5 protein-coding genes and 1 other annotated feature are annotated in these 12,607 nt (G+C 45.6%); all 5 genes read right to left on the bottom strand.

Features of this window, described 5'->3' with window-relative positions; all coding sequences use genetic code 11:
- Position 1: 1 nt before the first annotated feature.
- The 5 genes from hisG to AB3114_RS02290 all read right to left on the bottom strand — a co-directional run bounded on the left by hisG (position 2) and on the right by AB3114_RS02290 (position 12,259).
- The gene (hisG, locus tag AB3114_RS02310) at positions 2-625 is read right to left on the bottom strand and encodes an ATP phosphoribosyltransferase (protein ID WP_367341650.1); all 624 of its coding nucleotides are present in this window, start codon (positions 623-625) and stop codon (positions 2-4) included.
- Positions 626-1,759: an ATP phosphoribosyltransferase regulatory subunit gene (locus AB3114_RS02305; protein ID WP_367341649.1), complete on the bottom strand. Its 1,134-nt coding sequence runs from the start codon at positions 1,757-1,759 to the stop codon at positions 626-628.
- 64 nt (positions 1,760-1,823) lie between these two features.
- Positions 1,824-2,049, bottom strand: a binding site (T-box leader).
- A 63-nt stretch (positions 2,050-2,112) separates the two neighbouring features.
- Positions 2,113-2,952 carry a histidinol-phosphatase HisJ gene (hisJ, locus tag AB3114_RS02300; protein WP_367341648.1) on the bottom strand — a complete coding sequence of 280 codons (840 nt, stop codon included), beginning with the start codon at positions 2,950-2,952 and terminating at the stop codon, positions 2,113-2,115.
- Positions 2,953-3,116: 164 nt separating this feature from the next.
- Positions 3,117-5,765 carry a Rib/alpha-like domain-containing protein gene (locus AB3114_RS02295; protein ID WP_367341647.1) on the bottom strand — a complete coding sequence of 883 codons (2,649 nt, stop codon included), beginning with the start codon at positions 5,763-5,765 and terminating at the stop codon, positions 3,117-3,119.
- Complete coding sequence (locus AB3114_RS02290; RefSeq protein ID WP_367341646.1) at positions 5,750-12,259, bottom strand: Rib/alpha-like domain-containing protein; 6,510 nt, start codon at positions 12,257-12,259, stop codon at positions 5,750-5,752. Before AB3114_RS02290 ends, AB3114_RS02295 begins: the two co-directional genes overlap by 16 nt.
- Between the last annotated feature and the right edge of the window lie 348 nt (positions 12,260-12,607).

Here is a 12,607-nt window from a genome sequence, read left to right as displayed (position 1 = left end):
CCTACTTTCTATTAACTTCTTGGGCGAGCATATCAGTAAAGGCAAAGATTTCCTTGCGCTTTTGTTTAAGGGCGACGGGATTAGCGACCAGCCTGGTGGAAACCTGATCGAGATATTCATGAATAACCAGGTGGTTTTCCCGGAGCGTCGTCCCGGTTTCAGTGATATCGACGATCGCGTCGACCAAGCCAACCAGCGGCGTCAGTTCGACGGAACCCTCGATTTTGATAATCTCGACATCCTCCCCCTTGCGGGCAAAATATTGCTGCGCAATTACGGGGTATTTGGTGCCAATCACCTTGCGTTTCGGTTGGTTCCAATCAAAATCAGCCTTGGCCGCCAAGATAAATTGGCACTTGCCGGTTTGGAGGTCCAGCAATTCGTTGGCTTCCGAACGCTCTTCTTTTAAAACGTCGCTGCCGACAATACCGAGATCAACAACCCCGTTTTTCAAGTAAGTGATCGCATCGGGGCCCTTGATAAAGATGAACTGGTAGCGATCGCCTAAGTTAACGATCAACTTGCGTTTTTTATTGATTAGGGGCTGACAATCAATCCCGCATCGTTCCAGCAACGGAATAAACTTTTGTTCCACCCGGCCTTTGGTTAAGGCAATTTTTAACATCTACTCACTTCCTACGGTTATCAGTTCCATCCCAGCTTGCGCGGCTTCCTTTTGGGCACCAGCCAAATCAGCGGACAGTGCTAAGGAATAATTAGAATGCTGCGCAATCAGCTGTAAAGCTTTGGCATAAGCATCAGACTGGCAAAAGACCAGCTTGTTTTTGGTGCCAGCGGGCTTCTTCCAAAGTTGTGCTAGCAGATCGATGTTGATCCCCAGGCCAACGGCGGGCGCCGATGCTTCTTGAAAACCCGTCAGCAGTTTGTCATAACGACCACCGCTGATGACGTAATCATTGGATTGGCCACTGTAGGCCTTGAAGATCATCCCGGTGTAGTACTTTTGCGGCACCAAACTGCTGAGATCGATGATGACACTCTGGCCGGCCAAGTTATTCTTGACGAATTTAGCTAGTGAAACCAGGTCGTTGATGATCGGCTGAGCGACCGGCGGAATCTGCAGTGAAGTCAGCTCCGCTACCAATTCTTCTACCGAACCAAACAGGCGCGGCCACCTCTTCAAGAAAGAGTAATAGGGGTTATCCTGAAATTGCTTAACCAGCTCCTGGTAAGCCGGCAGGTTTTTGTTAAAAAGCGCATCAGATAATTGATTCTTCACCTTGTCATCAATCTGCAGCGAAGCCAGCACTTGGTCGACCAAGCGGGCGTCCCCTAACTCGACGGTTAAGGAATCCTGTAAATACTTTTGGGAAATCCAGTGGATGACCAGCAAGCATTCAACTTCTGCTTTGACGGAGGGAAAGCCGATCAGTTCGACCCCGGCCTGGGTGTTTTCGTTGGCCTGCCCGGATAGCTGACGACCGATCGACAGCCGTTCACCCAGGTAGTAGAACTTCTGCGGCAAGGGCACGTTGTTATTTGCTAGGAAACGCGCCACCGGCAAAGTCAAGTCGGGCCGCAACACCAGCATCTTCCCGTTAGCATCCACCAGCTTGTACATCTGATCTTTTAATTCATAATTTTGAAATAATTCTTCTTGTTCTAACAAAGGAGTCATGATTCGCGTATACCCCTTATGCCGAAACTCACGTAAAATTTGCTGGCCGAGGATATCCTTTTTAGTCGCTTGGATCCCGACTTCATCGCGCAAACCATTCGGTAGTTTAATTTTTTGCAAGGTGCTCACATCCTCCTTTTGATAATTAGCTAAGAAAAAGCCCCCTTCGCTCAAACTAATGAGCAAAGAGGACGTCAGTAACGCGGTCCCACCTCTCTTCGCCATCTCCTCACGAAGACAGCCTCGAGTTGAAGAAACTTCAACAGCCAATAACGGTGGCAACCGCAGCAGCCTAATCGGTTCAGCTGCCTAGTTCATAGGTGTGGTTCACTAGCAGTGGCCGTCCCTTTCCAGCAACGGGGCTCTCTTCAGACCTGCTCACCAGCTACTCTCCTAATCAACACTTTGGATAAGTTCTTGATGAATTGTTATTAATATTATCACATCGTTTTCTAATGTCAACACATCATTTACTAATTTTTGTCCAGATATTCAAACAAGTGGTAGCCCCGCCCCACTTCACTGACGCCGTGAGCGTCGGAACCAAACTCAAAGGGAATACCGAGCTGACGGGCCTGGGCAATAATCTGCCGTCCCGGATAAAGGTCATTGCAGTAAGGCTTATAGAGGCCCGCAGAATTAAAATCTAATTTTAGCTTTTTTTGCTGGGCAACCTCCAGGATCTGGCCGACGAGGTTCATGTTGATCTGGGAAAAGTCAGTTGGCAGCCCAAAGTAATCCTGGTACTTTTTGATCAGGCTCATGTGCCCGATCTTGGCAATGGCCTTGGCACCCCAGTCAGCCTGCACGCTGGCCAGGACAGCCCGGAAATAGCGCTGGTAAAGCTGCTGAACATCTGTCAGCTCGTCGCCAAAACCAGCCTTCAGCTCTGCCGGGCTGTAATCGATCCCGTAATAGCCACCGGCACTATTTTTCAGGTAATGCACGGAAATAATGTTGTTGGCAGTTTGTGGTGCGACCTTTTGCAAAAAAGCCCTGATATCTTCTTCATAATCTTCCAAATAATCCACTTCAAAGCCGACCGTGATCTTGATTCGATCGTGGTATTTTCTTTGCAATCGACGTCCCAGTGCAAAGTAATCATCTAGCTGGTCCCAGCTTAGCGAAGCGGTTTTAACGTTTTCCGGATCACCAGCATAGTTGGCCAGAAAGCCAACCGGCAGCGGCGCGTGCTCAGTCAGGTGATATTCCGTAAAACCCAGGCGAATTGCCCGTTCAATCATTAGACTTGTCTTCTCCCCCGTCCCGTGGGGGCAAAGTTCGGTATGGGTGTGGCCATCGATTTTGATCATTATTAAAACCCTCTCATTGTAAATTAAGAAAATTGTACACCAATCTCAGAAAATCTGCGAGCACACAAAAAGAGCACCCTCAGGGGGAAAACGAGGGTGCTCTTGATGTCTAAGACATCAGAGAAGATATTAGGGAAAATGGTTTCTAGTTATCTAACTAGTGACTACTTATCTTCTTTTTTCTTGCCACCTAAACCGAGCAATGCCATCAGGCTTGCGAGGCCGAAGCCAAGCAGAGCGGCATCGTTAGAATTACCAGTCTGTGGCAACTTCTGACCGGCATTCTGACCGTTATTAGCAGTTCCGTTGTTAGCAACAGCACCATTTGCAAGGTTACCATTCAAACCGTTGCTGCCATTAGCGCTGGCACCGTTTCCGTTACCATTGCCATTTCCGTTGCCAGAAATTCCTGGAACGTTGCTGCCGTTAGCACCATTGCCAGTACCGTGGTTAATACCATTACCATTGTTGGTATTGCCACCGTTGTTGACATTGCTGCCACCGTTGCCAGTGCCGTTGTTTGGCTTGTTGTTCCGTGAAGTGATGGTAATGTCACTTGGAACTTGAATTGGGTTCTGGCCTGGGATGTGGATTTCAACGATAACATGCTGAGTACCTTGCTTGTTTGGATCAGGTTCATGGCCTGGTACCCAAGTTACGGTCGTTCCTGCAGGGAAGTTGCCTGGGTTATTGATGATATCCCATGGACTAGTTGGGTTAGTGACGTGGTGGTTCGTAACAACGACCACAATGTCACCACTGATCTGGTCTGAACTACCATCATGGTAAGTTACCGTTACCGGTACATTGTAAACGCCGCTGCCAGTGTTTGCTGGAACGTTGTAGGAAATCGTCCCGGTGTGTGGATCAACGGAGATCCAAGCAGGTACGTCGGAGCCGGAAGTGATCTGGTAGGTTACCTGATCGTTTGGCTTCTTGTTGTTCTGCCACTGAACGTTGGCCGTGCCTTGCTCACCAGGGTGAGCTGAAATCGTTGGGTAGGATGGCTGGTACTGATGTGCTTCAGTGTAGGTAACAGTGGTTGGAACAGTGATTGGCTTCTGACCAGGTACCGTGATCGTAACGCTAGCTGGCTGGTCACCTGTCTTGTTTGGATCTGGTTCATGACCTGGAGTCCATACAACCGTGGTGCCCTTCGGCAGGTTGCCTGGGTTGTTGATGACGTCAGATGGACCGGATGGGTTAGTGACGTGCTGCTTGCCTGAGACAACGACAACCGTTTCACTTGCGTGATCCTTAGTGCCGTCAGGGTAAGTGATCGTAACTGGGATCGTTACCGTGCCAGTGCCCTGGTCAGCAGGAACGGTGTAGGTAATTGTACCAGTGTGTGGATCAACGTTAACCCAACTTGGAGCACTTGGATCCTTGGTGTAGGTGACGTTGCCGCTTGGTTGATCACCATCGTAGTGAACAGGAGTGGTAATGGAGTCACCTGGTTTAGCAACCGTGGATGGGTAGCTCGGGTTGTACTTGTCGGCATCGTTCTGACTTGGTGTCGTTGGGTAGGTTACCGTGGTTGGAATTGTTACAGGTTTCTGACCTGGAACAGTGACCGTGACACTAGTTGGTTGATCGCCAGTCTTGTGCGGATCTGGTTCATGACCTGGAGTCCATACAACCGTGGTTCCCTTCGGCAGGTTGCCTGGGTTGTTGATGACGTCAGATGGACCAGATGGGTTAGTGACATGCTGCTTACCAGAAACAACCACAACAGAAGCAGTAGTGTGATCCTTGGTGCCGTCTGGGTAAGTGATCGTAACTGGGATCGTTACCGTGCCAGTGCCTTGGTCGGCTGGAACGGTGTAAGTGATCGTGCCAGTGTGTGGATCAACGTTGACCCAACTTGGAGCACTTGGATCCTTCGTGTAGGTGACGTTGCCACTTGGCTGATCACCATCGTAGTGAACAGGAGTGGTAATGGAGTCACCTGGTTTAGCAACCGTGGATGGGTAGCTCGGGTTGTACTTGTCGGCATCGTTCTGACTTGGTGTCGTTGGGTAGGTTACCGTAGTTGGAATTGTTACCGGCTTCTGACCAGGAACAGTGACCGTGACACTAGTTGGTTGGTTACCTGTCTTGTGTGGATCAGGAGTTTGACCTGGAGTCCATACAACCGTCGTTCCACCTGGTAAGTTACCAGGGTTGTTAATGACGTCCTTAGGACCTGCTGGATTGTCAACGTGACTCTTACCAGAAACAACTACAACCGTGCCAGTAGCTTGGTCAGTAGTGCCATCGTGGTAAGTTACCGTTACCGGTACATTGACAACTTGAGTCGTTGCATTAGCAGGAACAGTGTAAGTGATCTTGCCAGTCTTCGGATCTACGCTAACCCAACTAGGAACCTTAGCACCTGGCGTTACAGCATAAGTTGCGTCACCATCAGTTGGTTGTTCATTATTCTGCCACTGTACATCAGTAGTTGCGGTGCGACCTGGCGTCGTCACAACTTCTGGATAACTAGGATCATACTGACTAGCATCAGTTTGAACATAGTTAATGGTTGCAGTTGTGCTTGCAGTGTCAGCAGTAACATTGTTAACAGCGCTGATCAGTGCAGGAGTTGCAGTGTAACCAGCAAAGTGTGGAGCATTGAATTGTGCCCAAGTGCCGGTAGCATCTTGACTCCCATCAACATGCCATGCGTTCCAAATAGTTTGCCGAGTAGATGGATCGTAGTAACCAGCATTGCCATTAGCATCATCCCGACTGAAACGAACTGTTTGAACAACAGTACGAGTTTGATGGTTTGGTTCGTTAATGACAATAGTCCGTGTTACTTCACGATACATGTCATTGTTAGTTGGAACGTAATGGATTGGTGTCCTAGTGCTTGGCGTCGTTGATGGCGTTGTGCTTGGCGTAGTCGATGGCGTTGTGCTTGGCGTGGTCGATGGCGTCGTGCTTGGCGTCGTTGATGGCGTTGTGCTTGGCGTCGTTGATGGCGTTGTGCTTGGCGTCGTTGATGGCGTTGTGCTTGGCGTGGTCGATGGCGTCGTGCTTGGCGTCGTTGATGGCGTTGTGCTTGGCGTAGTCGATGGCGTTGTGCTTGGCGTGTCGATGGCGTCGTGCTTGGCGTCGTTGATGGCGTCGCTGGCGTAGTCGATGGCGTTGTGCTTGGCGTCGTTGATGGCGTTGTGCTTGGCGTGGTCGATGGCGTCGTGCTTGGCGTCGTTGATGGCGTTGTGCTTGGCGTGGTCGATGGCGTCGTGCTTGGCGTCGTTGATGGCGTTGTGCTTGGCGTCGTTGATGGCGTTGTGCTTGGCGTGGTCGATGGCGTCGTGCTTGGCGTCGTCGATGGCGTTGTGCTTGGCGTCGTTGATGGCTTGTAACTGACATTGACAGTCACATTTTGATCATTAGCTTTTACAGTAGCTTTCTTTACATTTTGACTAGCAACATCATCAACATATGAAGTGTAACCAGCAAGTTGTGGAACATTAAATTCTGGCCAATCACCTTCAGTTGGTGTCCAGGTACCGTAGGAGATTACCTCGTTCGTTACTGAATCAATCGTCTTAGAACGACTGAAGTTAGCATCCTGCTTAGTAGTCTTGGTCTTGCCATCGGGGTTAGTGACATTAATCGTTCGAGTGATTGTGCGGAACATATCATCTGTGGCATCTGAGTCACCTGGGTTGACCGTCTTAGTCCCGTGTTCAACCGTAACGACAATGTCAGCCGGATCAGTAGTACTGATTGTTTCACCTGTTGGATAAGTGTAGCTAGATGAAATCTTCCAGTTAGCTGGACGATGGGCATCGATAGCCGACTTCTCATCAGCAGCAGAAACAGTAGCAGGCTTGGCTGAAGTAAAGGTGCCTTTAAGTGCGCCATTTACAGTAGCAATGGTATTACCCTTAGCATCCTTATAAACGATGTTTTGGCTGTAGTTTTGTTCAGTTGGCGTAACAACTACCGGAATCGTAAACCCATCAGATGTGACGTTGAATGAAGCTGGGTAGGTATCAATCGTGTAACCATGTGGTACATTCTTGTAAGCCAAGTCATGAAGCAACCCAGCAGTCAACGTGTCGCCAACCTTGGACTTAATATTAGTACCGTCAGCAATGTGCGTACCATCTTTAGTTTGGTAAACGATCTTACCATTTGCATTAAAGGTAGCATCAGACTTAACTACCAATGGAACATCAATTTCAGCAGGAGTTGCCGTGATGTTCGTCAATCCAGCTGGATAATTATAACCAGTTTGAATCTGGTAATTAGCAGGAACATTCCCATCAATTGCTGACTTCAACTGGTCTGCAGTCAGGTTGGATCCCTTAGCAATGTTGTCAATTGTCGTGTAAGCAACTTCTTTACCATTGTAAGTGTAAACAATCTTCTGGCTGAATTCAGTCTTATCACTGTCTGGCTTACCCTGGTCATTGTCCTTGACAACGTTAATCGTTGCTGGAACATCAAGATAAGTACCATCGTTAAAGAGAATCCGAACAGTGCCGGCAACGCCATCCTTAACTTCGGCAGTTGATGGCTGCTCATTTGGTGCCCAAACCATGCTGAATGTCTTAGCTGCATCAGTACCTGGCATGTAAGCAAGTGCTTGTGGTGCATCAGCGTTGACATCAGTACCGTTCCAGCCATCAGCACCAAGGTCAGTAACATCGATTAATTGACGGTATTGATCTTGAGTCAGGTTAGAAATGTCACTGTTTTGCTTGAAGGTCAAAGGTTTGTTAGTCTTTGCACCATAGAAGTTGAAGTAAACGTTAGACCAATCAGGACCTTGACCAGTATGAAGCTTAGCAGCTACTTCTGGGTCGATAGTGTATGAATAACGCCACTTTGAATTGCCACGAGTATTAAAGGTTGCACCGTTGAAGGTGAAGTTGTCATCCGAACCAGTATATTCAGCATCATTGTATGAACCATCAGCATTCTTATAAAGCATGCTTGAAGTGTCTTTACCAAAATTGCTGTTCGGGGTGTAACCCGTAATCCACTTATAGTGAATCTTGTTGGCAGCGAAATGATCGTTTGAATCTTTAATGTTAACAAACTCAGTGCCACGCCGCTCGTAAGTTACATGGTTCTTGTAATCAGAATAGTCATTACCCTTCTGATCCCAGCCAGTGTAAACATCAATTTGGTTAAATTGACTGTCATTGACATGTGGTTCATAGCCAGTGCTGGTCTTATGAACATTTGTTACATCACCAGACAAACTGGTCATACTTTGGTCGCCATAGTAAATAACCGGCTGATTTGGTTCAACTTTGGTTCCTGTAATGCTTACCGGAACATTGACAATATTATGTGAACCATCCGCATAATTTACCTGAACAGGAACAACAAATGAACCAAGACTAGCATTCTTATTAACATTAGCAGTTACCTCACCAGTAGTGTCCACAGTAATAGTGGTGCCAGCAGGATCAGTGAAGCTCGTACTCTTAGCATAACCGGTAATAGTATGTCCTGGCATCCCAGGCTTGGTAGTTGGACCAACATGTTTGCTTGCAATGGAGCCATCATTTGGACGAACAACGTTAAGGTCACCATAAGTTACTGGGTATTGGTCAGCATCAGAATCTTCAACGGTTACATTCAGAGGTGCGTAATCATACGAACCATCAGCATAAACTACCTTGATCATGCTTGATTGTGTCCCTGAAACGGTAGTTACCGGTGTTGGTGCCCAGTAATCTGTCGTAGCGCCAGTGTATGAATTACCCTTGTCATCTTTAATTGAAGTAATCTGATCACTTGCCGGGTACTTGCTCATATCGGCATTGTATGGAACAGTCAGATCCTTAGCAGTAGGGGTCATGCTGTCAGCAATAGTTCCAACGGTAACAATAACCGGAACATCCTTGACAACCTTGTTGTCATCACTATAAGTTCTTGTTACCTTAACATGAACTAACTGAGTACCAGGCTTAGTCGTGTCAGGTTTGGTAATCCATTCAACTGTATCAGCTGTCCGGTTATTATCAGTCTTGGTGTCGATTGTTGATGGATTGATCAAATCAATGGCATTCCCTGCGTCAGCACCATAGTCATAATGTTTAGTTTGACCTTGCGGATCAAAGACATCTGTCTCTGAAGAATTTGGCGTAACGTGAATGATTACAGGAACCGTTGTCTTATCACCATTTGGTGCAGTAATGACGACAGTACCAGTGGTGTCACCAGGCTTAGAAGTGTCAGGCGTCTTTTGCCAAGTAATATTGCCATCAGGTAAGTTGCTTGGCTTAGTGCCACTTGGCCAGTTAATAGCAGTCTTCGGGTCAGGGGTTGTCCCAGCAGGAACCGAAATATCCTTACCAGTAGGCGCCTTAACCGTTACTTGTACAGGAACGTCATCTACGGAGCCATCATTGTACTTAACTTCGACAACGGCCGGTTGAGTCCCCGGTTGCCAAACATCTGGAGCAGTACCCCACGTGATGCTTGAAACATTCTTCAAATCGCTTTGGTTAGCAATTGCATTGCCAGCTGCTGGTTCTACACCGTAGTCAGTACTGATGTTTTGGCCTTGTGGGTCATTAGCATCAGCGTCAGTCTTAGTAGTTGGAGTAGTCGTTGTTGAATCTGTCACAACAACATTAACTGGTACTTCATCCTTAGAACCATCTCGATAGGTAACTTCCACAACACCAGGTTTGGTCCCAGTTGTTGAGGTATCCGGAGTCTTGCCGTCCTTCCAAGTGTATTTTGTACCATTGGGCAGGTTCGACTTGTTCTTAATTCCATCAGCTGGATTAGGTGTTTGACCCTTGTTGACAGTAATATCCTGACCTTGTGGATCATAATTGTCAGCTTGCGCATTGACATGAACTAATACAGGAACATCATCGAATGAACCATCACTGTAGGTAACCTTAACAATTCCAGCATTAGTTGAGCCTGGAACATCCGTTGAAGGAGCAGATTCCCAAGTGTATGATGGCTTAGAATTCTTTGTTGGTTGATCAGTTGGCCATTCAATTGCATGTTCGGCATCATTTGTAGCATCCGTGACACCAGTGGTCGAACTATCAGTTAAAGTATGTCCTTGATCAACTGAAATTTCTGTGCCATTCGGCGTGTTTTGACTTGCTTCAAGAGAATCGGAGCCAAATAAAACGCCTGATCCATTCCACCAGCTAAATTGGTTAATAAAGCTATCAAGTGCCTTAGATGGATCTGATGAACCATTTTCTGGAACCACTGCTCCATTATTAAAGGTCATAGATCCCTTGTCATTAGAGTTAGTGGCTAATGTAACTGTATTCTGTTGACCGTTAATAGGATTATTTGCCGAATCCTTCATATATTCTGAACCAAAACTGTTCCAAGCATTATTAGTAGTCGGCGAGCCAGCCCAGAATGAATAAGCAAAGTCACCACCCCTTGATGTATTGTTAAGGTAATGAACATTCCAAGTGGTAGATTTACTCGAACCAGCTGGCGTAATAGTTAGAGGAGTGTAACCATTCGAAGTCGATGATTCAATTCGAATGTAACCTACATGTTGATCTTTAATATCATTACCCGTATCTAAGTGAATCAAGTAGCCTGGTTTGTTAGCAGCGTTTCCTGTCCGTTGTAAGTTAACTAATTTGGCATCCTTAAAGTCTACATAGTCTTGGCCTGAAGTGCCCCAAATAGTTAATAAACCTGGCCAACCATATTTATAGTTTCCGCCAGCGGCTACATCACTTGGAAATTTATTAGAATATGCTGAATCTTCGAGATCAAGTGAACCACCATTTACTTCAAAGTGGAAAACACAGTTATCAGCATTACCACTAATAGGGCCCATCGAAATTAATGGAGAATTTGATAAATCGACTCCTGTACGGATTACAGAAATTTTGGCATTGTTACCGACACGAACTGTACTGTCCTTTACAAGCTGATTAGAATCGACACTAATAGGTGCAACTACACGAACGTCAGAATTTGGAAGATTACCTATTTGGCTGTGAACAGTTAAATCAGAACTATCTGCCATATCAATATCACTGGCTCTGAGGATAGCAACTGAGTAACCTGACCCTAAATTAATATCTACAGTTGCATTGTTTTCTAAGCGCAGTACACCAGCAACTGGGTTGTCATCCAAACTGGTAGTAGCGTCCTTAGAAAAGACAATCCCGGAAACGTCAGCAGATGTGCCAGAAATTTGAAGATCTGCCTTTTTATCTTGTTTTGGATTTAATACATTATCACTATGATTAACAGTGAAGTTACCACCAACCAAGAAGGCAACTGCATGCAAAGATGAATTATTATCGTTTGCTTTGGTAACAGTAATTGAAGTCTTGCCGTTAATTACAACATTGCCAGTCGTCTTGAATAATGCACTACCGCCAATGTAAACGCCAGTTGCAACACTTCCATTACCACTAAGGGTGCCATTAACAGTGTTATTGCCATTAAAGGTTAAATTAGCAGCATTGATCAATGCTTTGCCACTAGCTGGGGCTCCATCAATCGTACTGTCAGTTAAGGTGACGTTAACTTGACCACCGTCATTATTAACAAGTGTTGTTGTGTCTTGATCAATCTTTACATGGTTAAAATTCAAAGAGTCATTTGCGGAATTCTTACTTACCTGAATGCACAAAAGACCGTAGGAATTATTTTGTGATTGGATATCAGTAATGTTTTGGAAAGTAATGTTCCAATTGTGAGTACTGTCTTCAGTATTATTGTTCAAGTAGATGTAACGTGAACCCATGTTCAGACTGTACTTATTTTGACCATTAATGGTGACTGTCCGACCAGTTTGAGCAGTTGAAATAGTGTCATAATCACCAGTGCCCATGGATCCATCGATATTGTTGGTCAAATTGATGGTAGAAACATTAGCATCCTTGAGAGCACTCAATAATTCTTGATAAGTCGATACATCTTTTTCTTGACCCTGAACTTCGCTTGCCCGCAAAGCAGATTCAGGCATGGTGTTGTTACCTAAACTTGCAACATTGAGCGTAGTTGAATCATTGTCTAATGCAGCAGAACTAGCAGCTGAACTAGTAGTAGCACTGCTGCTTGCTGCACTACTATTATCTGAAGTGCTCTTGGCAGCTGATGCTGGTTGTTGGGATGCGCTAGACGTAGCAGCAGAAGAAGCTGGTGTTACTTTTGAAACTTCCGTGCTGTTAGTTGCCGTCTGGTTACCCTGTACATCAGTATTAGCTGAGGCACTGATCCCCATAAACGTAAAACCGATTAAAACAGAAGCGAACCCAATCGTCAGTTTCTTAAATGCGAACCGTTGTTTTTTCGGTTCTTGTTGACGAAAGAGTTCGCTCCAATTATTTTTGGATAACATATAAATCCCCCTATATTTTTAAAACCAAATTAATTAACACCTTCTTAATTGTCATTCGAAACTTTTCATAATTACACCACAAATTTGAAACATTTTTGTAAAACATTGATAGGCCGGCCTACATTGCGAAAATTTATTTAGATTGGCATGATAAATAATTCATATAATGGTCTAAAGGCGAATGAAAATCGCTTACATTTTTTGTTGTGCCTATAATGCAAAATTTAGCATATTAATCCATTTTTATTTTTCATTAATTTGTTATCATGTCTATCTGAGCAAATTAAAAATGCTTTTCGTGCAAGGCTTAGCAGAAAAATTTAGAACTAAAAAACGCCCGTCTCTCTA

Origin of the sequence: Limosilactobacillus sp. (assembly GCF_040772465.1) — a bacterium.
In the GTDB taxonomy this organism is placed as follows: domain Bacteria; phylum Bacillota; class Bacilli; order Lactobacillales; family Lactobacillaceae; genus Limosilactobacillus.
The sequence above is the reverse complement of the archived record's forward strand: the minus strand, read 5'-3'. Positions and strand labels throughout refer to the sequence as shown.